Genomic DNA, 26815 nt, shown 5'->3' on the forward strand with positions numbered 1-26815 from the left:
TCACTTATGTACCTTAAAAAATGCAGCATAAAGCACAGGTACTACGCCTAAAGTTAATATTGTACCTACCCCCAAACCAAAAGCTAAAACCGTTGCCATCCCATAGAACATAGAATCTGGATTCATCATTAACGGTAATAATCCCATTATGGTGGTAACGGTTGTCATGGTAATAGGTCGAATTCGTGTTAAACATGAATTAATAATCGCTTGATAATCGTCCACCCCTTTTGAACGCTCTATATCTATTCGATCAATCAACACAATACCATTGTTGATAATAATGCCAGCCAGACTATAAATCCCTAATGTCACCATAAAACCAAATGGGGCATTCATCACCAATAAACCGATAACAGTACCAATTAACGATAATGGAATAGTTAGCACTATGATCATCGCTCGACGATAAGAGTTAAATTGAATCACCAATAACACCAGAACAAAACCAATAACCATTGGCATACTCGCGCCAAGCGCTTGTTGTGCTTCTTTTGAAACGACAATAACACCGTCGTATTCAATGTGGTGATTAACAGGTAAGTCTGACTTTAAAGCTTGTATATCGCCATCGACGATCAATTTAAGGTCTTCGGCAGTCATCTCAGTGTTATTCGCTTCAACGGTAATCGTGCTAAACATGTCCTCACGTTGTAAGGTTGAGTATTGATTAACAGGAATAAAGTCTGCAACTTGGAATAATGGAATAGAAGTTCCCGCAGATTGAGAGTAAATAGCCACCGTGCGTAACCTGTCAAGGTTAAAACGTTCTTCCTCTGTCGCTCTAAAAATAACAGGGATTATATCATCGCCCTCACGAAACTCAGTGACGATTGCTCCGCTAAAGTAACTTTGCAATGCAGTCGCAATATCTTCAGAAGTTACGCCAGCACGTCTAGCTCTGTGCTGGTCCACCTTAACTTTAATCTTCACAATGCGGTTTTCCCAGTCAGTGCGAATATTTTTTGTATGCGGAATTTCTTGTAATACCGACATGATTTCTTTGGCTTTTGCGTAAATCACATTTTTATCAGGACCTTTTACTTGAATGCTGATGGTGCTTGAATCAGAAGGGCCAGCAAACATGCGTTTTACTCGTCCAGAAACATTGGGAAAAGTCTCAATAATGCCGTTATGTAATTGGTTTACTAATACGTTTAAATCGGTACCATCTTTCACATTTAACACCACAAACCCTTTATTATCGGCAGGGTCTTCAGGGTTGAGTGTTAACACAAAGCGCGGGCCATTAAAGCCAGAATAACCAGAGTAGCTACTAATTTCAGGAAAACGTTCTTTATTATCCAACCAGTCAAATACCTCTAACATTTGACGATTAGTCTCTCTAGCAGAAGTCCCATTGGGTAAATCAATGTACATCATAATTTGGGTACGATCAGAGTCTGGAAAAAATTGTTTTTCGACAAACTTAAAACCGCCAAGCGATAACAACAATAGCCCGACCATTGACAACATAAACATAGCTTTATGGGTTAAAATTTGATGTAAAAAATTTTCATAAATACTATAAAAATGAATGCCTTGTTGCTTCTTTTTAATCGCGGTACTACTGGAAGATTTTTTATCTACACGAATAAATAAATAACAAAGTGTAGGCGTAACACATAAAGCTAACACCCAGCTTGTCATTAAGGTAATTAAAATAACTAAAGAAATTGAACGGGTAAATTCACCTGCAACATGTTCGGCTAACATTAAAGGGAGGAAAAATAAAATGGTGGTAATTGACGAGCTTAATAAAGGCAGAGCCAGCTCTTTTCCACCTTGAATCATGGCAGAAAAACGTTCTTCTCCTTTTTCTAGTCGACTCTTAAAATCCTCGGCTATAACAATGCCATTATCCACTAAAAGGCCTAGTGCGATTATAAGTGTCGCTAAACTCATTTTTTCTAACGCCATGCCAGAAAAATGCATAATAGCTAAAGTCGTTAACATAACAAACGGCACAATTGAGCCAACAATTAATCCTGTTCGCATACCTAAAAAGAAAATAACCACAACCAGTACAATCGCTAAGGTTTGCAAGACGTTAATGGATACCCCATGAACGGCTTTTTTAACTTGATCCGCTTGATATGTAGCAATATTAATTTGATAACCAATCGGTAAACTATTTTCAATTTTTGATACCATCGACTTTACACGTGGCGCATATTCTAAAAGGTTGTAATCAGGCAACATGGCAATTGCAAACATAATGGCAGGCTCGCCATTAAAATAAGCCGGCTGATGAGGTGGATCAATATACCCTCGACGCAAACTAACAATATCTTTTAACGCAATTGTATCTCCAGTCCCCGGAATACTGATATGGGTATCACCAATATCTTCAAGGGATGAAAAATTTCCGGTTGGCTCTACGACAATAAAACGCTTACCAGTATCTATTTGACCACCTGGGCTAATAATATTCTGCGCTTGTAATGCATTGATAATCGTTTGCGGCGAAATTCCTAATTGAGACAGTTTAGCTGTGCCAGCTTCTAAAAAGACTCTTTCTGCCTGGGCCCCTAAAATATCAACTTTCTTGGTGCCAGCTACTGAATAGAGATTATCTCGAATATGCTTAGCAATATCGTACATTTCGCCTAAATTAAAACCGTCGGCAGTTAAAGCTAATGTGACAACAGACACATCTCCAAACTCATCGTTAACATAGGGTGTTCGAGTGCCTTGTGGTAAATTCGTTTGAGCTTGTTTGACTTTATTTCGTAAATCTTGCCAAATATCATCTAAATTAAAATACCTGTCATATATTTCAACATGAATAACAGACTGCCCGGTTGTTGAAGTAGATGTAAGTTTTTCTACTTCTGGAATTTTTCTGATTTCTTTTTCTAAGGCGCGAGTAATTAATTGTTCAACTCGCTCTGGCGCCATTCCTGGGTATGAAGTTGTCACCACTGCAGTTCTGATAGTTATCGTCGGGTCTTCTTGTGCAGGTAGTGTCAAATAAGCAAAAACACCATTAATTAACAGTAAAGCCAAAATCATTAAAATAGATTTACGGTAAATAAATGCAATATGAGTTAAATTCATTTTATTCTCTTTGACAGTAATTAATTTAGTTAAAACGTTGAACGTGTTTATCTAATAAACGCACAGATTGACCATCTCGTAAAAATGAAACGCCAGCTGTAGCAACGATCTCACCATCATTTAATCCAGAAGAAATTATTACCTGATTATTAATAATACTCTCAGTTTGCACTTGTCTTTTACGAATAATTTGCTTTTCTTTATCGTAAACATACACATAAGCTTTCTGCCCTTCGTCTGCCCCTAAAGCAGAAATAGGTATATGGAAAGATTCACCTTCAAAGCCTGTTCGACCAACACCAGCGAAAGTGAAGTCCACTTCTGCGGTCATACCTGCTCTTAACCCATTAAGAGAAGAGGTAATAACAATAGTGACAGGAAACGCATTCGCGGTAGCTGCACGTGAGCTTATTTCAGTGATTTGACCTTTACTTTTTAATTGTGGAAAAGCGGAATAATGAATATCAACTTCACTAGCCATTGCTAATTTTTGAATAAGTGTTTCAGGTACCATTACCTGTACTTCAAGGCCGTCTTCACCTTCAATTTCAAACGTTGCTTGCCCAGGCGACACTTGCATTGAAGGCTCTATTAAACGTTTAGTGATTTTCCCATCATAGGGAGCGGTTAATATCGAGTCACTTAAATCTTTACTGGAAATATCCACTTGTGCTTTGGCTAAATTAACGGCACTGGTCGCTGATTCAAATGCCGCTTTAGCATTATCGTAACCCGATTTAGACACCAAGCCTTTTTCAGATAATTCGGCATAACGTTTAAATTCATTATCCGCTTCAGACAGTGACGCATGAGCTTTTTGTAAATTAGCTTGTGAACTTTGCATACTTAAATTGAAGTTTCTCAAATCCAAACGGGCAAGCTCATCACCACGCTTAACTGTTGCCCCGAGCTTCACGTTAACTTGGTCAACTTTACCACCAACTTCAAAACTTAAATTGGTAGATTCAACAGGGAAAAGACTGCCTGATAAACGTCTGACTTGATTAAAGGATGATTTTTGCACTTCTTGCCATGCTATTGGACGAATTGCTTCTTCAAACTTTTTTTCTTTTTCGCTGCAACCAGCCAATAAAACAAATAAAAATAAGCTAACAAGCACAAACTTATTGCAAGATAACGGCATAACAAAAATCCCTAAAAGTAACAAACTTTTAAGGCCTGCTGATCAATCGAATTTATGGGTCATTGTTTCTGGAGTATCAACTTAGTATTAAAAATAATTTAATACTAAGATCTACATAAATACTCAACATTTAACGGTAAAAACAAGTTCGAAAAATCAGTAAACCCTAACGTATGGAAATAGTGTACTACATAAAGGGTTAACAGTGGGTTAACGAATAGACTGTCATTATCCTTTTACACTTTTTCACTATTGATTAAAAAATAATAACCACCAAAAACAACCATATCGTTGCAGATTCAACAATTCGTTTGTAGCATCAATAGATATTACTCAGTAGTTGTTCAAAAACACACTAAGCTAACAAGCAATATCGTTAGCTCAAAGCCATAAAAAAAGAACAACAGATGAATGATGCTCTGCACCATTCAAATTTAAGGAATAGCACAATGACTACCGCTTCACTTCAACAAGCCGTGAATAGCGTTAACGAAAGCAATCAATGCGACTCAAATCAAGTTGATTGGCAAAAACTCAGTTACTTATTATTACTCTCTCGTGCCATGGATGATGTCGAAGAACAGGAGCTCGTTCCTGCTAAACTCGTATTCAATCAATTCTCTGCACGAGGTCACGACTTCGCACAAATTTTATTAGGTTTGCAACTCACCCATCCCCATGACGGCGCAACAGGTTATTATCGCTCGCGCCCTTTTGTCCTTTCTTTAGGTTTAGATATTGATGAAGCTGTTGCTTCTCCTATGGCAAAATCGGGTGGATACAGTGATGGTCGTGATATTGGTGTTGTTTGTAATTACCCAAATGTTGAGAGAACAGGTGCCATGTTATTCCCCATGTGTGGTGGTGTTGGTGCTCAATATTCACCAATAGCGGGCTGGGCTCAATCTATTGTTTATCATCGAGATGAACTTAAAAATGACGCCTATAAAGGCGCATTAGGTTTATCTATGGGCGGCGATTCATCCATGTCTACCAGCGGCTTTTGGGCTTCGCTTAATATCTCAACGACCAATAATCTTCCTCATTTATTTTATATTGAAGATAATGGTTATGGCATTTCCGTACCGCAAACAGTGCAAACCCCTGGTGGCGATCAGGTTGCTAATTTAGCTGCCTACAAAAATTTAAAAATAATTGATGGCGATGGTACTGATCCAGTAGCAACCCCTAAGTTAATTCAAGCAGCTGTCGATTATGTACGTAGTGGCAAAGGCACCTGTTTATTGCGTTTAAAAGTGCCCCGTTTGTGTGGACACACTTTTCAAGATACTCAAACCTACAAGCCTGCAGAAATGATCGCTGAAGAACAAGAAAACGATCCTCTACCTAAGCTAAAAAAATATCTTGCTCAACAACAAATTATCTCCGAGTCGCAGTGGCAAGCCCTAGAAGAAAAAGCGTATCAAGACATTCGTCAGAGTGTTGAGCGGGCCAAACAGCGTCCAGAGCCTAATACCGATAACTTAACACGCTATGTTTTTGCAGAAACCGATGAAAACGGTAAACCAGATCTACAATTACGAGGTGGCTTACATGGCGATAATTATCCATTTAGTTCGGTAACACAAACAGCTAAACCGCAAGGTCAACGCTTGAATATGCAAACAGCTATTCGTCAGGTACTCGAACACGAGCTTCAAACAAACCCAAAAGTATTGGTCTTTGGTGAAGATGTTGGTCCAAAAGGTGGGGTTCATGGTGCAACACTAGGTCTTAATGAAAAGTTTGGCGATCATCGTGTATTCGATACTAGTTTATCGGAAGAAGGCATTATCGGTCGGGCTGTTGGTATGGCACTGGCAGGATTAATGCCCGTACCTGAAATTCAATTTAGAAAGTACGCTGAACCAGCCGCTGAACAAATTACCGATACAGGTATTATGCGATGGCGCACAAACAACCAATTTGCAGCACCTATGGTTATTCGTATACCTGGCGGCTTTGCAGGGCGTGGGGATCCATGGCATTCAATGAGTGACGAAGTTGAGTGGGCGCATAAAACGGGTTGGCAAGTGGTTATGCCTTCTAATGCTGAAGATGCTGCCGGATTATTACGTTTTGCCTTACGTGATAACAACCCGACAATATTTTTTGAACACCGCTCGCTACTCGATAATCGCTGGGCAAGACGTCCTTATCCTGGCGATGATTTTGTTATTCCATTGGGCAAAGCCAACATTCTTTGTGCCGGTGATAAATTAACCCTTGTCACTTGGGGCGCTATGGTAGAGCGCTGCGAATTGGCTATTGAAGAGCTAAAAAAAGAACATACGCCTGATAGTATTGAACTTATTGATTTACGCTCTATTGTGCCTTGGGACAAAGCGGCCGTACTCGCCAGTATTAAAAAAACAGGGCGCTGCCTAATCGTTCATGAAGATAACATGACCGCAGGGTTCGGAGCTGAAATCGCAGCAGTAGTTGCCAAAGAAGGCTTTTTTGATTTAGATGCCCCTATTGAACGTCTTACTATGCCTGACACTCCTAACCCACATAATATTCATTTACTTAATGTAGCGGTGCCAACTGTTGAGCGCATAATAGCGACTATCATTGATACAGTAGAATTTTAACAAGAGCGAGTAACTAAGATGAGTACTATTGATATCACCCTACCCGCCTCTCAGTTAGAAGGCACTTCGGCAACTTTATCAAAATGGTTGGTTAACATTGGCCAGCAAGTTGCTGAAGGAGAACCATTAATCGAATTAGAAACAGATAAAGTTTCAATGGAAATATGCGCACCTGAAGCCGGAAACTTACTGGATATAATCGCCTGTGAGGGAGAAGAAATAGCCGTAGATGCGGTATTAGGGCATATAGAAACCAGTAAGATTGTTGCTGATCAACACCTCCCCCATGCGACAACAAATAATCATACAAATAACACAGAACAAACAAGTATTAGCAAACCACAAGATATAGCTGATGATAACAGTGCACACGATCTAATTGGCCCTGCAGCAAGACGATTATTAAAAAGCCATCACCTTGATCACCACCTTATTAATGGCTCTGGTCGACGAGGACGTGTAACTCGTAACGATGTTCAAGCTTACATTTCCGCTATGCCGAATCAACGAAGCCCGATGTCAGAGCAATCAATAACGAGTCGACCATTAAAAGGAACGATGGTTGAACACACGAGCATGCGTAAAGCGATTGCAAATCATATGGTCAGTAGCTTGTTAGAAACCTCCCCTCATGTCACCAGTATTTTTGAAATGGACATGAGCAATATTATTGCACATAGAAAATGGCATAAAAAAGAATATGCAGACTGCAATGTTAACTTAACATTTACCGCTTACTTTTTATCTGCGGTGGTTAAAGCCGTACAAGCAGTTCCACAAGTAAATGCTCGTTTTCATGAAAATGCATTAGAAATATTTAGCGATATTAATATTGGTGTCGGGACTGCACTTGGTGATTCAGGCTTAGTCGTTCCTGTGGTTCAACAAGTCCAATCGCTAAACTTATTCAGTATTGCTAGTGCGTTAACAGCACAAACTCAAAAAGCAAGAGAAGGCAAACTCGTCCCCAAAGATATGAAAAATGGCACCTTTACCATTTCTAATCACGGTGTTAGCGGTAGTTTAATTGCTACTCCTATTATCATTAACCAACCGCAAGTCGCAATTTTAGGCGTGGGTAAATTAGAAAAACGTGTTGTGGTACAAGAGGTTAATGGTGTTGATACTATGGTTATAAAACCTAAATGTTATGTATCGTTAAGTATTGATCATCGTGCTTTAGACGCACACCAAACTAACCAGTTTTTAGCTAAATTTGTTGACGTTATTGAGACTTGGGGTGAGTAATCCTTCAACAGCAGCCATAAATAAAAAGAATGATTAAGGAAATTTATAATGAAAATACAAAGTTATGTTAATGGCCAGTGGGTCAGCGGAGAAGGTCGTGCACAGCAATGTGTTAATGCTGTTAACGACGAAGTCATTGGCGATATACACTCACTAACTTCAGGTTTTGACGAATTACTCGATTATGGCAGAACAAAAGCAGGCCCTGCACTACGTAAATTAACGATTCACCAACGCGCTGAAATGATCAAAGCATTGGCTAAATATTTACTCGATCGTAAGGATGAGTTTTATCGTATTTCTTATTTAACAGGGGCAACAAAAGCCGACTCTTGGGTAGATATTGAAGGCGGTATTGGTACTATGTTTAGCTACAGTGGTATTGCTCGTCGCGAACTGAACAATGATACATTTATAGTGGAAGGCCCTGTTGAGCCTCTCTCTAAAAACGGCACCTTTGTCGGTCGACATATTTTAACAGCTAAAGAAGGGGTTTCTGTGCACATCAATGCCTTTAACTTTCCTATTTGGGGCATGTTAGAAAAAATTACGCCAAGCCTCATTGCTGGCGTACCCGTTGTAGTAAAACCTGGGAGTGTTACTTGTTACTTAACCGAAGCTGTTGTTAAAGCGATCGTCGAATCTAACATACTTCCAGAAGGTGCTATACAACTTATTTGTGGCAGTGTTGGGGATTTACTTGATCACCTCACTGAACAAGATATCGTCACCTTCACAGGATCAGCATCTACTGGTCAAATGTTGAAAACACATAAAAATATCATTGCCAAATCTATTCCTTTTACCATGGAAGCTGATTCACTTAACTGTTGTATATTAGCACCCGATGTAAAAGTTGAAGATCCAGAGTTTGATCTCTACATCAAAGAAATTGCTCGAGAGATGACCACCAAAGCAGGCCAAAAATGTACCGCAATTCGCCGAATATTCGCCCCTGAAAACATGACAGAATCGGTGGCAGACGCCCTTAAATCACGATTATTAAAAACAACCATAGGTGATCCCAAACAAGAGGGTGTGCGCATGGGAGCATTGGTAGGAAAATCGCAGCGAGATGATGTTATTTCTGTTATCGATCAACTTAGCCAAGGTAACGACGTGTTACTTTCAGGTATGGACAACTTTCAACGTATTGGCATTAACAACGAGCAAGGTGCATTTTTAGCGCCCACTTTACTGCATTGTTCTAATCCATTAAATAATCATGCTGTTCATGATATTGAAGCGTTCGGTCCTGTAAGTACGCTTATGCCATATACTGATATCGAACAAGCGATAGCGCTAGCAAAACTAGGTAAAGGTAGCTTAGCCGGTTCTGTATTTACTTACGATAAAGCTCATGCACGCCAATTAATTTTAGGTGCAGCATCCCATCATGGCCGCATGTTAGTGATTGACAGAGATTGTGCTAAAGAATCAACAGGTCATGGCTCACCATTAGCTAATCTTGTTCACGGTGGTCCGGGTCGTGCAGGCGGCGGTGAAGAACTGGGCGGCGTACGTGCGATAAAGCATTATATGCAGCGTAGTGCGATTCAAGGCTCTCCTACCTCACTGATGGCTGTAACCAATGAGTATGTAAAAGGTGCCACCACGGTTGAGGATCGCATACACCCGTTTAGAAAATATTTTGAAGAATTAAAAATTGGTGAGTCACTTATGACACACAGACGCACTGTTACTGAAGCGGATATTGTTAACTTTGGCTGTTTATCAGGGGATCATTTCTACGCGCATTTCGATGAAATTGCCGCAAAAGATTCGTTCTTTGGTCAACGTGTTGCCCATGGCTATTTTGTTATTTCAGCGGCGGCTGGTTTATTTGTAGATCCCGGCCAAGGACCTGTTATCGCAAACTATGGTATTGATAACTTACGTTTTGTCGAACCTGTTGCTATTGGCGATACTATACAAGTGAAGCTAACCGCAAAACGTAAAATTAATAAGTCGAAACGCCCTGACGATAAATATCATACAGGGGTTGTTGTTTGGGATATTGAAGTCACTAATCAACACGATGAAGCCGTCGCAATTTATGATATTTTAACGTTAGTTGAGCGTAAATACAGTGATGAATAAGGCGCATCATTGTACTCATAAAATGATAATGCAATAAATAACGCCTTATGGTTGTTAAAGTTATTTAGTTTGATGTGATGATTGAGTAAACCGAGGACGATCCGCTTGAATTTTATCAAGCGGTTCAACCAAACGTAAACTGTCTTTACAGCGAGTTACTAAGTTAATGTACTCTTGGGTACCTGCTTTTTTCCAATTAACTTCTTGCTCACTTAATTGACGAATGACTTTAGCCGGTGATCCAACAACCATAGAACGTGGCTCACAATTAAATGCCGACTTAACAAATGCGGAGGCGGCAACAACAGATTCGGCGCCAATATTAGCATCGTCCATAACAACCGCGTTCATGCCGATAAGAGCATTTTCGCCAATACGACAACCATGCAATACAGCGCAATGACCAATATGACTAAAAGGCTCAAGGTAGCAGTCTTTTTTAGGAAAACTGTGCATCACACAGTTGTCTTGTACATTGGAATTAGCACAAACATGAATACGCCCAAAATCACCACGTAAAACTGCGTGTGGGCCAATATAGCAATTAGCTTCAATGATAACATCGCCAATTATTTCAGCACTTGGATGAATAAAACTGCTAGGGTCAACAACAGGAATATAGTCATCGAGGGCGTAAATAGGCATAAAAGCTCCAGTGCTAAATATAAGTTAAATATAATTAAATAGAATCAAGAGTATAAATGAGGTTTACCCTATGCACCATGATAAAAACACTAAGGTTGAATATCAAACGATCACACTAGAAAAAAACAATGGTGTGGCCAAGTTAACACTTAACCGTCCTGATAAAATGAATAGTTTTAATGTGCAAATGCACGAAGAAATTCAAAACGCATTAGACAATATTGTTAGCGATGGGGTTAGTCGTTGTTTGTTATTAACAGGGAATGGACGAGGCTTTTGTGCCGGTCAAGATTTGGGCGATCGCGCAGTATCTACCGAGACAACTTCAAGACCTGATTTAGGCTTGTCAGTCGAGAAATACTATAACCCATTAATACGTCGTTTAACGGGAATGAAAATGCCCGTTATATGCGCACTAAATGGTGTAGCTGCTGGAGCAGGTGCCAGTGTAGCCATGGCTTGTGATATTGTAGTTGCTGCAAAGTCGGCGTCTTTTATCTTATCATTTTGTAAAGTCGGTTTAGTGCCCGATTCTGGTAGTTCATGGCATTTTACTCGTGCGCTAGGCTTACCACGAGCTAAAGCTCTCGCCATGTTAGGAAATAAGCTCAGCGCTGAACAAGCTGAGCAATGGGGGTTAATTTACCAAGTGGTTGAAAATGAAGATTTGGTTGAACAGTCGATGACTTTAGCCACTCATTTAGCTACCCAACCCACGCAAGCCTTAGGTCAAATTAAACAGTTATTAAATACCTCGTTTGATCACAGTTTACATGATCAACTCGAGCGTGAACGCGAAACTATGCAGCACTTAGGAAAAAGTGATGACTACCAAGAAGGTGTTGCTGCCTTTATGGAAAAACGCCCAGCTCAATTTAACGGCCAATAAACAAGGATAACCCAATGAAAGATGTTTATATTTGCGATGCAGTTCGCACACCTATCGGCCGTTATGGCGGCTCACTTGCTACCGTTAGAGCAGACGATCTTGGCGCACTGCCAATGAAAGCTTTAATGGAGCGAAACTCACAAGTGGATTGGACTCAAATTGATGAAGTTTACTATGGCTGTGCAAATCAATCGGGTGAAGACAACCGCAACGTTGCCCGAATGAGTGTGTTACTTGCCGGCCTTCCTCAAGTAGTTCCAGCCGTTACTATAAATCGTTTATGTGGCTCAGGAATGGACGCGATTGGCACGGCTGCTCGTGCCATTGCTTGTGGTGCTCAATCAATGGCAATCGCTGGTGGGGTTGAAGCAATGACGCGTGCTCCACTGGTAATGGCTAAAGCTCAAAGCGCTTTTGATCGACAAGTTAATATGTTTGACACCACAATGGGTTGGCGTTTTGTTAATAAAAAATTCGAACATGAGTACGGCGTCGACTCTATGCCAGAAACCGGGGAAAATGTAGCTGAACAATTTAATATTAGTCGTGAAGATCAAGACTTGTTTGCTTTTAAGTCTCAACAAAAACTTGCAATTGCTCAAGATAATAATATTTTCGATAAAGAAATAATGCCTGTTACTGTCCAAGTTAACCGTAAGGAGACTAGAGTTTTTTCTCAAGATGAACACGGTAGAGCAACAACTACGCTTGAAGGTTTAGCGGCATTGAAAACTCCTTTTAGAACAGGAGGCACCATTACCGCAGGCAATGCTTCGGGAATTAATGACGGTGCATGTGCCCTTTTAATTGCTTCAAAAGAAGCTGCGACAGCTAATGGTTTAACACCAATTTCACGCATTGTGGCAATGGCTACTGCTGGATTAGAACCACGCATTATGGGTGTAGGGCCTGTCAATGCAACTAAAAAAGTATTAGCGAAAACTGGCTTAACTCTTGAGCAAATGGACGTGATAGAGCTTAACGAAGCGTTTGCTGCACAAGGTTTAGCCGTATTACGAGAGTTAGGTATTAATGATGATGATCCACGTATTAACCCCAATGGTGGAGCCATTGCTTTAGGGCATCCTTTAGGTATGAGTGGTGCTCGCTTGGTCACTACCGCAAGCTATCAATTACAACGCGTTCAAGGTAAATACGCTTTGTGTACTATGTGCATTGGTGTTGGTCAAGGTATTGCGATGATTATTGAACGAGCTTAATCATTAGTCTTTTTAAATTTAACAACTAGGTGCAGGTAACTAGCACCTAGTGTCTTTTCACGGTAAACTTTATTTATTCTCAACTTAAAATAGTTTTCCATGTCAGATAGCACGCTCAATACAAGCCTTACCGCTACAACCAACAAACCTAATAAGCAACCTGCTGGTAAAGTTCACTGTAGTTTAGATTTACAAACTTTTTTACCTTATCGCATGTACTGTTTAGCAACACAAATGGCACAAGCAGGCAACGATCTACCAGAATTATTAAATGAAGTAGGTGTTAACATTGGCGAACGAGAATGGCGAGTTATTTCAATTTTAGGTGCTTATGGTGGATTAACCAATGGACATGTGGCCAACGCACTAAAAAGTGATGCCGCGACTGTTTCACGTGCGGTAAAAGTACTAAAAACACAAAACTTAGTAGATACCCTAAATTCGAAAAAAGACCGCCGTAAAGTTTTAATTTATTTAACGGAAACTGGCGCTCAACTATATGATCAAATAACGCCTAAACGTATTGAAACGGGGAAAATGATTGATGAATGCTTTACCCATGAAGAATTGTCTACTCTACACCACCTTTTAAATAAAGTAGATCGTCATTTACAACATATGGAAAATGAACTTGAAGACGAGTGGGAGTAATTTAACGTGTTAGTGCAGTTTAGCGTTTGAGGTTAATAGATGTATATAAATAGTAGCCTTAACTCGGGTTAATATAAGCATTAAAAATGGCATCGTATTGACCGCTTTCTTTTAACCTTTTTAGCCCTTTATTAAAAGCATCTCTGATCTTTTCATCATGAAAAAGAATACTATTAACGCTTTGACCAAATAGCGGGAAACTATCGACAGGCAACGTTGTATCTATTCCACCTTTTTCGTTAATTTTAGCGCGATAATAATTAAAAATTTGTTGATCGAGTTGGATCACTTCAAAACGCTCTAAAAATAACATTTTAACTTGTAATTCCTGATTATAATTTTCTCGATAATTGGTGTTGTTTTCAATCATAGCCGCATACTCCTCTCCCATTCTACGAGAAGCACCTTGCCAAGACATTAAAGAATGCGACGCTAAGTCACTAATACGAGTAAATTTAAAGTTATTTTTCTTTAACGCAACAGCTATATTTTCATAAGCATAAGCTTCATCAGATAAATACCCTTCCAAATTTTCCTGTTCAATTACTTGTAAGCTAACATCACAAACCGCATCCACTTGTTTGAATTTATAGGAGGTAATTCGACGAGCATATGGATAATAAAGTGCATTAATTTCATAACCTTCTGATGCTAATGCTTCTTTTACTAAGGTAATAAGAATGCCATTATTTGTTTCAGGAATAACCCAAGGTGCTAACGCATTTCCAAAGGCTACTGTAATTTTTTGTGCGCCCCAGCTTGATAAAGGCAACAACATAAAAACAATCAACAATATTAATTTTATTGGCATATTTAATCTAAACTTCAAACAATAATTACCTATACTATAGTCTAAAATTCTCGCGATTCATTTATTTTATTTGCCTTTTGAATAACCAAATAAAAAGGCAAATAAAAAGTTAATTAACCACCTTGATCACTTCAATACCAAGACGCTTCCCTAAACGATTTAAATTTGCTCTGTCGGTAGTTAAGCGTTTAGCTGCACGACTCCAATTGCCTTTTTCTTCACTAAGTACCGAACTAATGATCTCTTTTTGATAACGATCGACTTCCTCACGCAAATTTATTGAAGGTTGAGATTTAACTTCAGTAAGATTATTATTTTTCGCTTTCTGTTCTGTTAGCACGATTGATTTGCTTGTTCTGTTTTCAACATCGCTACTTAAATTGTCACAATCAGATAGTGATAGTTTTACAACAGCTTTGTTTGGTTGTTGAGCAAGCGCCTTTAAAGCTGCTCGACTGATCAAATGTTCTAATTCTCGTACATTTCCTGGCCAATGATATTGCGATAGGTAGTCAATAAAATCTGGCGAAGCTTTAAGTTGCTTAATACCTAGTTTTCGCTTAATTTTTTCGATAAAAAAGCCAACCAATAATGAAATATCCCCTTCACGTTCTCTCAGTGGCGGCACAATAAGAGGGTATACATTTAATCGGTGATATAAGTCTGCCCTGAACTTACCCTTTTCAACTTCGCTTTGAAGGTCACGATTTGTTGCTGCAATAATACGGACATCAACATTTATTAGTTTATCTTGCCCCACCGCTTGAATTTCGTTACTTTGAATTGCTCTTAAGAGCTTACTTTGCGCATGTAAAGGTAATTCACCAATCTCATCTAAAAATAAAGTACCGCCATTGGCGATTACAAACTTTCCGGCACGACTCTTATCAGCACCAGTAAAAGCCCCCTTAACATGACCAAATAATTCACTTTCGATTAAGTTATCTGGCAGCGCTGCACAGTTTACATAAACCATGGGAGATCGATGTCTTGTTGATTGTTGATGTATATCATGGGCGACTAGTTCTTTACCTGAGCCGCTCTCTCCTTGAATAAGTACATTAAACTCAGATGAAGCAACCAAAGTGATTTCTTTGCTTAATTGCTGCATGGCTGTGCTGTTTCCTATTAATTCATTTTGCTCTACAACCACATTAGGTCGACTTAAAGCTGCGAGGACTTGTTGAGAATGATCAATATTTTTTTCCAATCTCTCTAACGTTAGCGCTGTGTGTAAACTAACCGAGGCAAGTGCTGAAACAATCTCTAAGGTACGCTCTGGAATGTCATCAAAAACTTGAGGTATTAGACTATCTAGGGTCAATACACCAATTAAATGCCCTTGAAAGTGTAATGGAATACCCATGCATGCATGGACGGGTAAGTCACCCTCTTGTGCAATTAACAACCCATCGTAGGGATCAGGTAGCGAACAGTTACTGGCAAATCGAATAAATTTTTGCGATTGACAAATTTTGTCTAAACGAGGATGTTCATTAATAATAAACCGCCTACCTAACGTGTCTTTACTAAGCCCTTGCAATGCTAGGGGAACTAAAACCTCCCCTTTTACCGCTAGCAAAGCAACGGCTTCACAAGTAATGGTTTTTCTAATCGTCGATAACAAATTATCGAATCGATCAACGCTTGTCATACTTTGAGCTAAGTTTAATGATAATTCGATCAATGCTGCGGAAGATATTTCGTTCATGGTGATATCACTTGCAAAACAGAGAGTGAGTATCCCAAAAACCAAAGACACAGTCAAAAAGAAATATCTATGTCTTTTTGACACACTAATATCAAGTCAAATTGACTCAAATTACTAATCATTACTTTTCTATTAAATCGCTATCCAATTGAAATAAAAGAAATTATAAACATTGGCCTGATAGTTGTACTAATACTGATAAGCTCGCAGGGGAAAGGCACCTCAAAATGAAAGATAATACGTTAGCTGAAAACTTTAGTATTGATTCAAATCAATTAAATTTTAACCAATGCATAAAAATTGGTAACACGCTTATGGCGACTTCGTTACTGATAATAAGTGCGTGTATTTACCTTACCTTTATACAAGCAGATCATTTTAGCTTGGCGATTCAAATTGGTGGTCACATTGGCACAATTATATTCGCTGCTACAGCAAAAATAGGTTACGTAATACGTTGTATTGGAGCGCATGGTTTAGGACATAACGCTTATTAATATTGCTAACGTATTATCGATATTCTCAACTTGCTTATTACATAATTATTTACCTTTACCAAATTAACATCTCGGAGAAGTACATGTTAACAACTCACCACATCGCTATTGTAAAAAGCACCATTCCTTTATTAGAGGCTGGAGGAAGTGACATTACCGAACATTTTTACCAACGGTTATTTTTGCATAACCCCGAATTAAAAGACATTTTCAACATGAGTAACCAAGCTTCTGGTCGACAAAAAACTGCTCTTTTTGAGGCAATACTCGCTTATGCTAAAAATATAGATAATATTTCAGTGCTAAAACATGCCGTTGAACGAATTGCACAAAAGCACACTAGCTTTCATATACAACCTGCTCATTATCAAGTGGTAGGTTTGCATTTAATAGAAACATTACGCGAACTTTTACCCGAGCAATTCACCCCTGAAGTAGAAGAAGCATGGACAGTTGCTTACGGGGTGTTAGCTGAAGTATTTATTAATCGTGAAGAACAACTCTATGCAGAGCGAGAAAATAGCCAAGGAGGTTGGCGTGGCAAACGGGCTTTTTGTCTTGTTGATAAAAAAGTCGAATCTGAATTTGTCACCAGCTTTGTCTTTGAACCGATTGATCAACAACCGATAATAGACTATCAGGTTGGTCAATACATTGGCATCGAGTTAACACCACATAAAAGTAATCACGTCGAAATTAGACAATATTCACTTTCGGACAAACCAAACAACAAAAGCTACCGTATTTCAGTAAAACGCGAGTTAGGCACACACAATGGCTTAATGTCGAATCATTTACATGATCACCTAAATGTTGGCGATTTAGTTGACTTACATGCCCCGGCTGGCGACTTCTTTTTCATTAATCGTGAAGCTCCTGTTGTACTAGTTTCAGCAGGTGTTGGTATTACTCCTATGCAGGCTATGCTAGAGAAACTTGCTAGTGAAGCATATGATAATCAAATTCACTATATTCACGCATGTGAGAATGAATTACAGCACTCCTTTAAACAACGCACACAAGAGCTATGTGATTTAAGAGGCTGGCAGCACAATACATGGTACAGAGAAACGCAAAGCAATAATAAAAACACGCATCAAGGATTTATTAATTTTAATGATATTGATCTCCCTGTTTGCGACGGAAATTATTATCTTTGTGGTCCTGTAGGCTTTATGCAGTTTGCTAAAACAGACCTAATGAAACTGGGTGTTGATGAGGCCCGAATTCATTATGAAGTATTTGGTCCTCATGCGACGTTATAAATGTTACCTGAGTTAACACTTATAACCTAAATGAGGCCATGTTTAGCATGGTCTCATTTACTTCTGAACAACTTCACCTGAATAAATTAAAGCATATCAACCTTTATTGAACAAACAAAATTTAATTAGATAACTAATTAAAAACAGATAAAACCCTACCATCACAAAATGCTATATTAACAACATAATATATATAAATTATTATCTTAAGTAGGTAGAAATATTAAATTGAACTAATATAATAATTAGTACTCTAACCATTATCGATTAAAATAAAATGCATATGGAGGAAATATGTTAGTCAGCTTAAATGAGTTGCACGGAAGTTCTGTTAATGCGACCGATGGTGATGTTGGACAAGTAAAAGATGTTTATTTTGATGACAGGCACTGGACCATTAGGTTTATGGTGGTAGATATACATCCTTGGGTGCCGTTAAGCCCAAAAAATTTGATTAGCCCTATCTCATTACGTGAGTTCAATAATAAAGAACATGTGCTGCACGTATCTATTAGCAAAGATAAAGTAAAAAACAGTCCTAAAATAGAAGAACATGAGCCTGTATCTCGTGAATTTGAACAACAGTATTTTGACTACTACGCTTATGGTTATTATTGGTTAGGCACTGAAACTTGGGGGGAGTATGCATATCCAACAGCTTTAGTTGATCATAAAACTTTAGTGCTAGAAGGCGTTATGAGTGAAGAAACTAAAACGACCAATCACCTTCGATCAACCAATGAGATAACACATTATGGTATTGATGCGATAGATGGCGAAAAAGGCCATATTAAAGACTTTATTTGTGATACCTATAATTGGTCTATTCGCTATTTGGTTGTAGATACACGTGACTGGTTGCCTGGTGGCAAAAAAGTATTGATCACCCCTGAACACCTCGACACCTTAAATTGGCAAGACAAAACGGTTACCTGCAATATCAATTTAGAGCAAATAAAATCGTGTCCTGAATATCATGAAGAAAAATTAAATGATGAAAACTACTTAGCAGAGGTTAAAGGCAAGTTAATGTTCAATAAAAAGGTGTCTTAGCCATAAAGTAAATAATTGCCCAATGAGTTAAAACTCGTCATAGTTAAGCCCGTGATATTGTTCTATTGATAACATTTAAAGAGAGAGCGATTATCAAGCCTACTTCAGGTTAAGTTTTTCAAAGACATTACCTCGAAGACATTACCTTAAAGACAATACCTCGCGGGCTGAATGACAGGATAAAATATTAATATAATTTAATAAACACTCGAGAATATAATGCAAAATAAAGATAACAAGGACTTTTCTACAAATACGGCAAACACTCAATGTTTATATGGTAATGAAACAACAAAGGCCCTTGAAAACTTTACGATTAGCAAGTTAAAAATGCCGCGTGCATTTCTTTGGGCATTGGGCACAATTAAAAGTGCTTGTGCGCAAGCAAATCAAGAGCTAGCTTTATTAGATAAAGACAAATCAGCAGCAATTACATTAGCGGCACAAAAAGTAGCTGACGGCTGTTTTGATGATCAATTCCCAATTGATGTATTTCAAACAGGCTCTGGCACTAGTACCAATATGAATGCCAACGAAGTTATTGCCTCGTTAGCCGAGCAAAACAAAGATAACACGCTACCAATTCACCCAAATGACGACGTCAATATGGGACAAAGCTCTAACGATATTATTCCATCTTGTATTCACCTAAGTGCTGCAGTACTTATTACCAAGCAACTATTACCTGCTTTGCAACAATTAATTGACATGTTAGATAATAAAGCTAGCGAGCATCAGCACACAATAAAAACTGGCAGAACTCATTTAATGGATGCAATGCCTTTAAGTTTCGCCCAAGAAATTAGCGGCTGGAGCGCTCAAGTTCGTTTTGTACATAATCAGCTCCAACAAAGTCTGCCGAGTTTATACAAACTCGCTATTGGTGGTACAGCCGTTGGAACAGGTGTGAATACCCACCCCAAATTCGCCGCTAAAGTCTCTCACGTTTTAACAGAAAAGACAGGCTTAGTTTTTACGCCAGCCGATAACTATTTTCGAGCAATAAGTGCTCAAGACACCGCCGTTTTTATCAGTGGAATACTAAAAACAACAGCGGTTAGCTTAAGTAAAATTAGCAATGATATACGCTGGTTAAGTAGTGGCCCCCAAAATGGTTTAAATGAAATACAACTACCAGAGCGACAAAAAGGCAGTAGTATTATGCCCGGAAAAGTTAATCCAGTAGTACCTGAAGCGATATTAATGGCTTGTACTCAAGTTATTGGCAATGACACAACCATAACATTAGCGGGGCAATCTGGTAATTTTCAGTTAAATACTATGCTTCCTTTAATTGCCCACACTTTAATACAAAGCATCGAACTCCTTAGCTCTAGTAGTATTTCACTTAGCGAAAAAGTACTTAAAGACATGTTAGTCAATCAAACTGTTATTGAGCAAAGCTTAGCAAAAAACCCAATTTTAGTGACAGCATTAGCACAGCACATTGGTTATGAAAAATGTGCCGAAATTGCTAAAACAGCATATATGGAAAATAGAACCGTAATAGATGTAGCCAAAGCACTCACCCAACTAAGTGAAGCAGAACTGCTTGAGCTTTTAGATCCTAAAAATTTAATTAGCAACCAAAGCTCTAAATAACTTCACCTAAATAACTTCAGGTGAATTAAATTCACTTATTGCGTGAATTTATCTCGTTTGCCCGAGTAGAGTAAAAGCCCTAAGATGAACTTGTTTTTGAATCCCCCCCGATTCTCCAAAACAATATGTTTTTTACTGCTTTAATTGTGCAATTTGTTTAACTTGAGGACATCTTTATGATGTCCTTTTTTTTGCCTGTTTTTTATCGGTACGCTATAGCGTCTAGTTAAAAATTTAAATTGCCGATTTTGTGAACGGGAATAAAGTGAGGTGAATTTAATTCACCTATTAAGTGAATTTATCTCGTTTGCCCGAGTAGAATAAAAACCCTAAGGTGAACTTGTTTTTGAATCCCCCCGATTCTCCAAAACAATATGTTTTTTACTGCTTCAATTGTTCAATTTGTTAAACTTAAGGACATCAATTTTTGATGTCCTTTTTTTTGCTCTCAACTTTATGCCACTATGTATAGTGCAAGGTATAGTGCAAGCGAACCAACATGGTGCAACGCAAAAAGAATAACTTATTCCAAAACCATTTAACTCATTGTAATACAACAACTTACAACTTGGTCTAGGTATTGCAAATTAATGTTGTCTTCATTCATTAAATATTACTATGCCAATTCAAACTCCAATACGAGGCTTACGCTCTTTCTGCGTAGCTTCTAAATGCTTAAGCTTTAAACATGCCGCAGAGCAATTATATTTAACCCCTTCAGCGGTTAGTCATCAAATTAAACAACTTGAAGCACAACTAGGTATTGCGCTATTCAAAAGAGGTACCCGTTCAATTGAATTAACCACTGCTGGTAAACAATTCTATCAATCGGTACAGCCTATTATTCATCAGCTCGAGTCAACTATTTCTGAGTTTACCCATAACCAACAAAATAAAACCATTATTATCAGTTTGCCAGAGTTTTTTGCCAGTGAACTGTTTACACCACGATTAAGTGAGTGGTCTGAACAAAACCCAGATATTAATTTGCAATTAGAAACTGTTAAGGCTGGTAATCAATCGTCGAATATAGCCGACTTATCAATCGTGCTTGCAAATGGCAAGCCCAATGCGAGCATTGTTCACGAACTGTTTCCGATACGTTATGCACCTGCATGTAACAAAAAGCTCTATTCAACGTTGAAAAACAAAGGATTTTCTGCATTAAAAACAACTCCGTTATTACTGCATAGCGCCCGACCATGGTCATGGCATCAGTGGGCTGACAATGTAGGAATTGACGACTTTGATCCCAAACAGATTATTCAATTTGACAGCATGTTTGGTGTTGCAAGAGCTGCACAGCAAGGTATGGGAATCGCATTAGTGCCATTGCCAATGAGTAAAACTTGGTTTAGTGAACAACTCTTAGTTAAGTTATTCGATGAAGAGCTCAATACCAATGATAGATATTATTTAATTCAACATGAGAACATGGAAAACAAAAAAGAGTTAACCCTTTTTGCTCATTGGGTGAAAAATACCTTCGCTATATAAATCAATTTAGCTGACAAGTAATAAAAATATCCTCCATTTTATAGATGAATTTAATTCACTCAATACGTCGATTTTAATCGTTTGTCAGCTTTCTTAATATTCCTTACATTAGACCTGCATCAACAAGATGCACTAACCCAAAGGAGAATTATCATGAACACTAAACCTGCACTATTAAAAGCTTTATTTACTGGCATTATTCTAACAAGTTCAGCAATTGCATCTGCACAAGCACCTGCATTAAAAGTTGCTGTAGTAAAAGGTGTAATGGGTAGTCAAAATATTGTAGCTGGCGATATTGAAACGGGTATTAAAAGGTTGTCACGTCATAGCTCAAAAGAAACGGCATTCGATAAAGCAATGGGATTATGTGTTGCTTATTTAAAAAGTGATAACACCATAAAATCTGAATCTGCATGTACGGCTGCAGTTGAAGCCTCAAAACTAATTCAATCTGAAAGTTCAAATGCTTTATACCTTAAATCTCTTAGTTACAGCAACCGTGCAGTAGCCAAGTATTTAAATGATGATATCGACGGTGCAGTAAGCGATTTAACAGTAGCTAAATCATTAAGTGTGAATAACGTTACTACTGGTAACTTAGCTTTTATTCAAAGTGTTAACGCTAAAGTTGAAATAGATGAATATACTGAAACATTCACTGACTAAGCATCAGCGGTAAACTGAACTAAAAAACTCTGAACTATAACTTTAATCTGATTTTACTTTAGGTGACACATTATGAAATTTATACAAGCCATAGCGGTATTTATCGATGAACTTAAACATATCTCTATTAGTCAATGGGATATTGAACAGGAGCAAAACATATGCGACAGCAATTTAAAAAGTAAGACTAATTAATGGAACACATTTGTTCACCCTCAATTGATAGAATAAAGCGATTACATTATGAATTATATTAGTGTTATTGAACGCTACCATGAGTATCAAAATTCTATCCACAAGCTTATGGCTTCAATTACTGCAGGGACATTTGATGAAGCATTTTTTAAAGACCCATCCTCATTAACACACTCGATGAAATGGCTAGGGAGGAATTATCCTTTCGTCGAGTTGATGTTTACACTAAGCAGCGATGGCAGACAAATTAGTCCCAATGTCTCTAACAAAATTTTTACTAACGATAAAATAAATGACGGCTTAGGTATTGATCGCTCATACCGCCCCTACTTTGTTAAAGCAAATAACAACGATGGTATTATTGTTACCGAACCTTACTTATCAAGTTCAAGTCATAACTTATGTATTTCTACCGCGCTAAAGCATGTCAATAAAGCAGGTGAAGTGATGGGTATATTGGTCATAGATATTGATCTTGCTCAAGCGATTGAGTTTTTAATGGGCGATCGTAAAAGAAAGAAATTTCATCCCTTTTTTGTCAGTATTTATACTTGCATTGCTATAGGCTTATTTTTTATTGTTGGCATTTTACTCTTTTCTGCTGGTGACGAAATTGCTTCTTTGTTGCATAACCCCAACCCTAAAGATTTACAATTAAAACCTTTTGGCATTATTATTTACCTTACTTTAGCGCTAGCAATATTTGACTTGGGTAAAACGACGATCGAAGAAGAAGTATTAATGCACAAAGATATATTCAGACACAGTTCAACCAGACGGACCATTACTCGATTTATTGCTACTATTTTAATTGCAGTTTCGATTGAAGCATTATTATTAATGTTTAAATCGGTATTAGGATCACCAGAATATTTAGCTAAAGCAGTCGCGATGATGGCCACTTCAGTAGGTTTACTTATTGGTTTAGGTATTTATGTTTACTTAGGAGCAAAAGCTGAAACACTACTTAAGTTAAATCACTCCCCTAATATAACGTCTTAACTAACACCTGAACTTACACCTTAAGTAATCCTTAAATAACGCTTTCAATAAAAAATTAATAGATAAAATTAACACTACGTGCTCGCTTATTTAATATTTTACGATCTAAGATGTAAATTAGGGCGAGTATCTATAGCGCCGTCATCTGCTATGGTAGTGAAAAACTCCTGTTTAATTAATACAGCAACACTGCCAGCTTCAGATTGACGTATAAAAGCGAGCTCGTAGCCATAGTTGGTTAAACTATTGGCAGAAAATTTTTGAGAAAGGGTTAGCTGTTGCCACCAATCTTGATTTCGACTCTCATCTTGTCGACGTTCAATGAGCTGATCCCTGTCACATTGCTTATTCATCGCAAGCACCTAGCTACCCTATGTATAGTATATATAAGCGAATTATTTAACAAAGCATAAAGCATACCTGCAAAAAAATAAGCGATATAATTCAAGTAATTAATCAAAATTATTTATAAATAAACAGCATAAAAAATGCGGTTGTGTAAAAGCTTCTGACATTGTCTTACGTAAAATAATAAAAATTTAGTCAAATAAAGACCACAAAGGCGGCTACAGGTAATTGCCAATACCTTATTGAGACTGGTAGAATCGAACATAGATTAATATTTTTTTCATGAGAAGATTTTCAGATGGGCAGAGCATACCAAAACCGTAAATTATCAATGGCTAAAACGGCCGGCGCAAAAACTAAAGTTTATTCTAAATATGGTAAAGCAATTTATGTTAGCGCTAAAGAAGGCGGCATAGACCCTGATGGTAACTTAGCACTACGAAGTTTGATTGACAGAGCTAAAAAAGATCAAGTTCCTACACATGTTATTGAAAATGCGATTAAAAAAGCTTCAGGAAGTGGCGGTGAAGACTTTGTCGCCGCACAATATGAAGGCTATGGTCCTGGTAACTGTATGGTAATTATTGACTGTCTAACCGACAATGGTAACCGTACAATTAAAGACGTTCGCCAGTGTTTTACAAAAACCAATGCAAAGATAGGATCTACCGGCACTGTATCTCATATGTTTGATCATCAAGCAGTGTTTGCTTTTAAAGGTGAAGATGATGAAGCAGTTTTAGAGAATTTAATGATGGCTGATATCGATGTATCAGACGTTGAATTAGAAGATGGCATTATTACCGTTTATGCGCCGCATACTGAGTTTTTCAAAATAAAAACTGAGTTTGCTAATTCTATGCCTGAGTTTGAGCTAGAAGTTGAAGAAATTACTTGGGTACCTCAAACTTACATAGATATTGAAAAAGAAGAAGATATCGCTAACTTTGAAAAATTTATTGAAATGTTAGACGACTGTGATGATGTACAAAATGTTTATCATAATGCTGAAGTGAAAGGTTAATTGATATTACGCTAATTTATAGCTGCGTAATGAAATAATTTAAACCCATCAAAATGATGGGTTTTTTATTGGGTTAACTACTTCAATTTAAGCTTTTCACCAGATAAACTTCCGCGCCACATTTTATCGGCTTGCCCTTTCGTACTATCAATAAATAACAGTTCACCATATTGTCCTTTTTTAATACTCGAATCGATAGCAATCACTCGACCTTGATGGCGACTCTCAATTTGTTTTTGAGATGTATGACCCACAATTATATGTTTAACATCAAAATGCCGCAGCTAGCTCACACTAAACTAATATAAATTGCAGTTTAAATAACAATGCTAATAGATATCTCATTCATCATTATTTCTTTTTATATCTATAACAGTGTTATGTTTTTTTAGTATTATTTTCAATTAAAGTGTAAGCTCATAAACACAATTCTATTTTTTTTAAAAAAATACAGTAAGTGCAACCTACGAAATACCATTTATACATCAATTAAAAAATATATTAAAAAACAAAAGATTAAAAATAAAAAAATGAATTAATGTAAAATATTGTTAGTATTAAAGCCTATAATTGCTCTTAAATTACTTGGCACGCTAGAAAAATAATGGTTTATGACTTTAAACAGCAATCGGTAAAGCCTTTAGTTCGATTACCACTTAATGGTTTTTCAACCAACGATCCGTTAACCTATGTCGCAGATCGTGAGCAACTTATATACACTGGCGTCAACTTTCCGCAAGCAAATATAAAAATGATAGCTAATGCCCCATTACTTCAATAACAATAAAAAAGAGAAATAATATGTTAAGCCTTGTAAAAACGCTTCAAAAACTATTTACGTCACCTTTAAAGCCTGTAGGTTTAACGGTACTGTTATTTACAATACTTAGCAGTGTTTTAACTGGCTGTAGTACCACGTCAGCCGACTTTACATTAGAAAAAAGAGTGGTAGAAACCTTACCACTTAACATCATGGCTCCTGAATTAAATCAAAGTCATACGGTAGAGAGAGGTGGCGTAATCAGTCATTATGAAACGGGGTTCTACCTTTCTACTCAATCTAAATATGTAGAATTAGTGAATGGGCTAACTGCCAGTGATGAGTTCCCTGAACTTAAGTCAGGTACAATATCTCCTTTATTAAAAGAAAAAGGTGAAGAAGAAAATGGCATAGTTAGCGCTTGCTTTAATTTAAACGAAACTTCTCATAGCGCGGGTGACTTTTGTTTAGTCGATAACGATAAAAACGGTTACTTTGAACAAGGTTTTTTTGACGGCTCAATCTTTGATAATTTAAACATTCAATACCAAATTAATACTCACGAGGTAAGAACAAATTTTACCGACCACATAAAAAAACAGTTAGTTTATCAAGGCATCACTGTAGACAAAATTAAGCTAACTTACCTTGAATTTAAAAATGATATGAAAACTCCGCATACAACGACTAACTTTACCATTAACAGTCATCGCGGCAACCATATTCTGTTTAACTACAAAGGCGCGCAATTTACTATAATGAAAGCGGATAATGTGAATATTATCTTTGAAAGCCGCTCTCATTTAAATTAACACTTAACCTTTTAAGTA

At 37.7% G+C, this 26815-nt stretch carries 24 protein-coding genes; 17 read left to right on the forward strand and 7 right to left on the reverse strand.

Annotated elements, in window-relative coordinates; genetic code table 11:
- Both AC27G3_RS07025 and AC27G3_RS07030 read right to left on the reverse strand, forming a co-directional pair.
- Nucleotides 1-3060, reverse strand: a complete 3060-nt coding sequence (locus AC27G3_RS07025; protein WP_487120100.1) for an efflux RND transporter permease subunit — start codon at nt 3058-3060, stop codon at nt 1-3.
- Between the two features lie 25 nt (nt 3061-3085).
- Nucleotides 3086-4204 carry an efflux RND transporter periplasmic adaptor subunit gene (locus AC27G3_RS07030; RefSeq protein WP_487120101.1) on the reverse strand — a complete coding sequence of 373 codons (1119 nt, stop codon included), beginning with the start codon at nt 4202-4204 and terminating at the stop codon, nt 3086-3088.
- 449 nt (nt 4205-4653) lie between these two features.
- On the opposite strand from AC27G3_RS07030, the gene AC27G3_RS07035 reads away from it, so the two are divergent.
- Genes AC27G3_RS07035 through paaZ form a run of 3 tightly spaced genes read left to right on the forward strand, consistent with a single transcriptional unit; the run spans nt 4654 to nt 10146 of the window.
- The gene (locus tag AC27G3_RS07035) at nt 4654-6798 is read left to right on the forward strand and encodes an alpha-ketoacid dehydrogenase subunit alpha/beta (protein ID WP_487120103.1); all 2145 of its coding nucleotides are present in this window, start codon (nt 4654-4656) and stop codon (nt 6796-6798) included.
- 18 nt (nt 6799-6816) lie between these two features.
- Nucleotides 6817-8046, forward strand: coding sequence for a dihydrolipoamide acetyltransferase family protein (locus tag AC27G3_RS07040; protein ID WP_487120105.1), 1230 nt, complete (start codon nt 6817-6819; stop codon nt 8044-8046).
- Between the two features lie 48 nt (nt 8047-8094).
- Nucleotides 8095-10146, forward strand: a complete 2052-nt coding sequence (gene paaZ / locus AC27G3_RS07045; RefSeq protein ID WP_487120106.1) for a phenylacetic acid degradation bifunctional protein PaaZ — start codon at nt 8095-8097, stop codon at nt 10144-10146.
- A 60-nt stretch (nt 10147-10206) separates the two neighbouring features.
- Here paaZ and AC27G3_RS07050 read toward each other — a convergent pair whose 3' ends face one another.
- Nucleotides 10207-10791 carry an acyltransferase gene (locus AC27G3_RS07050; RefSeq protein ID WP_487120108.1) on the reverse strand — a complete coding sequence of 195 codons (585 nt, stop codon included), beginning with the start codon at nt 10789-10791 and terminating at the stop codon, nt 10207-10209.
- A gap of 70 nt (nt 10792-10861) precedes the next feature.
- Between AC27G3_RS07050 and paaG the strand changes: the two genes are divergently transcribed.
- From paaG to AC27G3_RS07065, 3 genes are all read left to right on the forward strand, one after another.
- Nucleotides 10862-11680 carry a 2-(1,2-epoxy-1,2-dihydrophenyl)acetyl-CoA isomerase PaaG gene (gene paaG, locus AC27G3_RS07055; RefSeq protein ID WP_487120110.1) on the forward strand — a complete coding sequence of 273 codons (819 nt, stop codon included), beginning with the start codon at nt 10862-10864 and terminating at the stop codon, nt 11678-11680.
- A gap of 14 nt (nt 11681-11694) precedes the next feature.
- Nucleotides 11695-12900 carry a 3-oxoadipyl-CoA thiolase gene (pcaF, locus tag AC27G3_RS07060; RefSeq protein ID WP_487120112.1) on the forward strand — a complete coding sequence of 402 codons (1206 nt, stop codon included), beginning with the start codon at nt 11695-11697 and terminating at the stop codon, nt 12898-12900.
- A gap of 99 nt (nt 12901-12999) precedes the next feature.
- Nucleotides 13000-13551, forward strand: a complete 552-nt coding sequence (locus tag AC27G3_RS07065; RefSeq protein ID WP_487120114.1) for a MarR family winged helix-turn-helix transcriptional regulator — start codon at nt 13000-13002, stop codon at nt 13549-13551.
- A gap of 58 nt (nt 13552-13609) precedes the next feature.
- On the opposite strand, the gene AC27G3_RS07070 is transcribed toward AC27G3_RS07065, so the two are convergent.
- Together AC27G3_RS07070 and norR are read right to left on the reverse strand one after the other, a co-directional pair.
- On the reverse strand, nt 13610-14362 hold the full coding sequence (locus tag AC27G3_RS07070) for a substrate-binding periplasmic protein (RefSeq protein WP_487120116.1): 753 nt from the start codon (nt 14360-14362) through the stop codon (nt 13610-13612).
- Between the two features lie 109 nt (nt 14363-14471).
- The gene (gene norR, locus AC27G3_RS07075; RefSeq protein WP_487120118.1) at nt 14472-16073 is read right to left on the reverse strand and encodes a nitric oxide reductase transcriptional regulator NorR; all 1602 of its coding nucleotides are present in this window, start codon (nt 16071-16073) and stop codon (nt 14472-14474) included.
- A gap of 227 nt (nt 16074-16300) precedes the next feature.
- Between norR and AC27G3_RS07080 the strand changes: the two genes are divergently transcribed.
- The 8 genes from AC27G3_RS07080 to AC27G3_RS07115 all read left to right on the forward strand — a co-directional run bounded on the left by AC27G3_RS07080 (nt 16301) and on the right by AC27G3_RS07115 (nt 23853).
- Nucleotides 16301-16570, forward strand: coding sequence for a hypothetical protein (locus AC27G3_RS07080; protein WP_487120120.1), 270 nt, complete (start codon nt 16301-16303; stop codon nt 16568-16570).
- A gap of 83 nt (nt 16571-16653) precedes the next feature.
- Nucleotides 16654-17835 (forward strand): NO-inducible flavohemoprotein, encoded by a 1182-nt coding sequence (hmpA, locus tag AC27G3_RS07085; RefSeq protein WP_487120122.1) that lies wholly within the window; start codon nt 16654-16656, stop codon nt 17833-17835.
- A 294-nt stretch (nt 17836-18129) separates the two neighbouring features.
- Complete coding sequence (locus AC27G3_RS07090) at nt 18130-18888, forward strand: PRC-barrel domain containing protein (RefSeq protein ID WP_487120124.1); 759 nt, start codon at nt 18130-18132, stop codon at nt 18886-18888.
- Between the two features lie 219 nt (nt 18889-19107).
- The gene (locus AC27G3_RS07095) at nt 19108-20490 is read left to right on the forward strand and encodes a class II fumarate hydratase (RefSeq protein ID WP_487120126.1); all 1383 of its coding nucleotides are present in this window, start codon (nt 19108-19110) and stop codon (nt 20488-20490) included.
- Nucleotides 20491-21114: 624 nt separating this feature from the next.
- Complete coding sequence (locus AC27G3_RS07100) at nt 21115-21987, forward strand: LysR family transcriptional regulator (RefSeq protein WP_487120414.1); 873 nt, start codon at nt 21115-21117, stop codon at nt 21985-21987.
- A gap of 153 nt (nt 21988-22140) precedes the next feature.
- On the forward strand, nt 22141-22656 hold the full coding sequence (locus AC27G3_RS07105; protein ID WP_487120128.1) for a hypothetical protein: 516 nt from the start codon (nt 22141-22143) through the stop codon (nt 22654-22656).
- 72 nt (nt 22657-22728) lie between these two features.
- A complete protein-coding gene (locus AC27G3_RS07110) occupies nt 22729-22851 on the forward strand; it encodes a hypothetical protein (RefSeq protein ID WP_487120130.1) in 123 nt (40 codons plus the stop codon).
- A gap of 48 nt (nt 22852-22899) precedes the next feature.
- A complete protein-coding gene (locus AC27G3_RS07115; protein ID WP_487120132.1) occupies nt 22900-23853 on the forward strand; it encodes a PDC sensor domain-containing protein in 954 nt (317 codons plus the stop codon).
- A 98-nt stretch (nt 23854-23951) separates the two neighbouring features.
- Here the strand turns inward: AC27G3_RS07115 and AC27G3_RS07120 are convergent, their stop codons facing one another.
- Nucleotides 23952-24206 (reverse strand): hypothetical protein, encoded by a 255-nt coding sequence (locus AC27G3_RS07120; protein ID WP_487120134.1) that lies wholly within the window; start codon nt 24204-24206, stop codon nt 23952-23954.
- A gap of 293 nt (nt 24207-24499) precedes the next feature.
- On the opposite strand from AC27G3_RS07120, the gene AC27G3_RS07125 reads away from it, so the two are divergent.
- The gene (locus AC27G3_RS07125; protein ID WP_487120136.1) at nt 24500-25225 is read left to right on the forward strand and encodes a YebC/PmpR family DNA-binding transcriptional regulator; all 726 of its coding nucleotides are present in this window, start codon (nt 24500-24502) and stop codon (nt 25223-25225) included.
- A gap of 77 nt (nt 25226-25302) precedes the next feature.
- On the opposite strand, the gene AC27G3_RS07130 is transcribed toward AC27G3_RS07125, so the two are convergent.
- Nucleotides 25303-25479 carry a hypothetical protein gene (locus AC27G3_RS07130; protein WP_487120138.1) on the reverse strand — a complete coding sequence of 59 codons (177 nt, stop codon included), beginning with the start codon at nt 25477-25479 and terminating at the stop codon, nt 25303-25305.
- Between the two features lie 350 nt (nt 25480-25829).
- Here AC27G3_RS07130 and AC27G3_RS07135 point away from each other — a divergent pair, with 350 nt between their 5' ends.
- Together AC27G3_RS07135 and AC27G3_RS07140 are read left to right on the forward strand one after the other, a co-directional pair.
- On the forward strand, nt 25830-26006 hold the full coding sequence (locus tag AC27G3_RS07135; protein ID WP_487120140.1) for a hypothetical protein: 177 nt from the start codon (nt 25830-25832) through the stop codon (nt 26004-26006).
- Nucleotides 26007-26026: 20 nt separating this feature from the next.
- The gene (locus AC27G3_RS07140) at nt 26027-26797 is read left to right on the forward strand and encodes a hypothetical protein (RefSeq protein ID WP_487120142.1); all 771 of its coding nucleotides are present in this window, start codon (nt 26027-26029) and stop codon (nt 26795-26797) included.
- Nucleotides 26798-26815: the final 18 nt, after the last annotated feature.

It is taken from the genome of Colwellia sp. SU-HH01217 (genome assembly GCF_057543495.1).

What these genes read in the sequence shown, in the direction of transcription:
- AC27G3_RS07030 (WP_487120101.1), bottom strand. Translation starts at nt 4,204, where the DNA reads ATGCCGTTATCTTGCAATAAGTTTGTGCTTGTTAGCTTATTTTTATTT.
- AC27G3_RS07135 (WP_487120140.1), top strand. Translation starts at nt 25,830, where the DNA reads ATGGTTTATGACTTTAAACAGCAATCGGTAAAGCCTTTAGTTCGATTA.
- pcaF (WP_487120112.1), top strand. Translation starts at nt 11,695, where the DNA reads ATGAAAGATGTTTATATTTGCGATGCAGTTCGCACACCTATCGGCCGT.
- hmpA (WP_487120122.1), top strand. Translation starts at nt 16,654, where the DNA reads ATGTTAACAACTCACCACATCGCTATTGTAAAAAGCACCATTCCTTTA.
- norR (WP_487120118.1), bottom strand. Translation starts at nt 16,073, where the DNA reads ATGAACGAAATATCTTCCGCAGCATTGATCGAATTATCATTAAACTTA.
- AC27G3_RS07105 (WP_487120128.1), top strand. Translation starts at nt 22,141, where the DNA reads ATGAACACTAAACCTGCACTATTAAAAGCTTTATTTACTGGCATTATT.
- AC27G3_RS07090 (WP_487120124.1), top strand. Translation starts at nt 18,130, where the DNA reads ATGTTAGTCAGCTTAAATGAGTTGCACGGAAGTTCTGTTAATGCGACC.
- paaZ (WP_487120106.1), top strand. Translation starts at nt 8,095, where the DNA reads ATGAAAATACAAAGTTATGTTAATGGCCAGTGGGTCAGCGGAGAAGGT.
- AC27G3_RS07070 (WP_487120116.1), bottom strand. Translation starts at nt 14,362, where the DNA reads ATGCCAATAAAATTAATATTGTTGATTGTTTTTATGTTGTTGCCTTTA.
- AC27G3_RS07120 (WP_487120134.1), bottom strand. Translation starts at nt 24,206, where the DNA reads ATGAATAAGCAATGTGACAGGGATCAGCTCATTGAACGTCGACAAGAT.
- AC27G3_RS07025 (WP_487120100.1), bottom strand. Translation starts at nt 3,060, where the DNA reads ATGAATTTAACTCATATTGCATTTATTTACCGTAAATCTATTTTAATG.
- AC27G3_RS07095 (WP_487120126.1), top strand. Translation starts at nt 19,108, where the DNA reads ATGCAAAATAAAGATAACAAGGACTTTTCTACAAATACGGCAAACACT.
- AC27G3_RS07050 (WP_487120108.1), bottom strand. Translation starts at nt 10,791, where the DNA reads ATGCCTATTTACGCCCTCGATGACTATATTCCTGTTGTTGACCCTAGC.
- AC27G3_RS07040 (WP_487120105.1), top strand. Translation starts at nt 6,817, where the DNA reads ATGAGTACTATTGATATCACCCTACCCGCCTCTCAGTTAGAAGGCACT.
- paaG (WP_487120110.1), top strand. Translation starts at nt 10,862, where the DNA reads ATGCACCATGATAAAAACACTAAGGTTGAATATCAAACGATCACACTA.
- AC27G3_RS07125 (WP_487120136.1), top strand. Translation starts at nt 24,500, where the DNA reads ATGGGCAGAGCATACCAAAACCGTAAATTATCAATGGCTAAAACGGCC.
- AC27G3_RS07035 (WP_487120103.1), top strand. Translation starts at nt 4,654, where the DNA reads ATGACTACCGCTTCACTTCAACAAGCCGTGAATAGCGTTAACGAAAGC.
- AC27G3_RS07110 (WP_487120130.1), top strand. Translation starts at nt 22,729, where the DNA reads ATGAAATTTATACAAGCCATAGCGGTATTTATCGATGAACTTAAACAT.
- AC27G3_RS07080 (WP_487120120.1), top strand. Translation starts at nt 16,301, where the DNA reads ATGAAAGATAATACGTTAGCTGAAAACTTTAGTATTGATTCAAATCAA.
- AC27G3_RS07140 (WP_487120142.1), top strand. Translation starts at nt 26,027, where the DNA reads ATGTTAAGCCTTGTAAAAACGCTTCAAAAACTATTTACGTCACCTTTA.
- AC27G3_RS07115 (WP_487120132.1), top strand. Translation starts at nt 22,900, where the DNA reads ATGAATTATATTAGTGTTATTGAACGCTACCATGAGTATCAAAATTCT.
- AC27G3_RS07065 (WP_487120114.1), top strand. Translation starts at nt 13,000, where the DNA reads ATGTCAGATAGCACGCTCAATACAAGCCTTACCGCTACAACCAACAAA.